This window comes from Lysobacter sp. TAB13 (assembly GCF_052113885.1).
Taxonomy (GTDB): domain Bacteria; phylum Pseudomonadota; class Gammaproteobacteria; order Xanthomonadales; family Xanthomonadaceae; genus Lysobacter; species Lysobacter gummosus.
In genome coordinates this window covers 1-485 of record NZ_JBFRDR010000162.1, presented here as the reverse complement: position 1 = coordinate 485, position 485 = coordinate 1, and the positions used below count along the sequence as shown (strand labels likewise).

The window sequence follows — 485 nt, the reverse complement described above, 5'->3', positions numbered from 1 at the left end:
CCTCGTGAATGAGCGAGCGCGGGAGCGTCTTGTGGAATTCCCGCCCCCTGAAGCCCGACATTGAGAGGGAGAATCCGGTGCTGAACGCTCGAGCTGCCTTGGCCGCGTTGTTCCTGGTCTCATCCTGGGCGTGGAATGGCGCCGTCCTCGCCCAATCCGACCCTCTGCCATCCTGGAACGACGGCAAGGCAAAGACCGCCATCGTCGAATTCGTCAGAAGGGTGACGCGGGAGGGAGGCCCCGATTTCGTCAAGCCGGCGGCCCGCATCGCAACCTTCGACAATGACGGAACGCTCTGGGCCGAGCAGCCGGTCTATTTCCAGCTTCAGTTCGCCTTCGACGAGGTGAAGCGGCTCGCTCCCCTGTATCCGGAGTGGAAGAGCAAGGAACCCTACAGGTCATTTCCAGCTTCAGTTCGCCTTCGACGAGGTGAAGCGGCTCGCTCCCCTGTATCCGGAGTGGAAGAGCAAGGAACCCTACAGGTC

The 485-nt window shown here is 61.9% G+C and carries 1 pseudogene; it reads left to right on the top strand.

Going from position 1 to position 485, the window contains the following annotated elements:
* Positions 1-98 precede the first annotated feature (98 nt).
* Positions 99-485 (top strand): annotated as a pseudogene (locus AB4Y92_RS25630) (hypothetical protein); the annotation flags it as partial.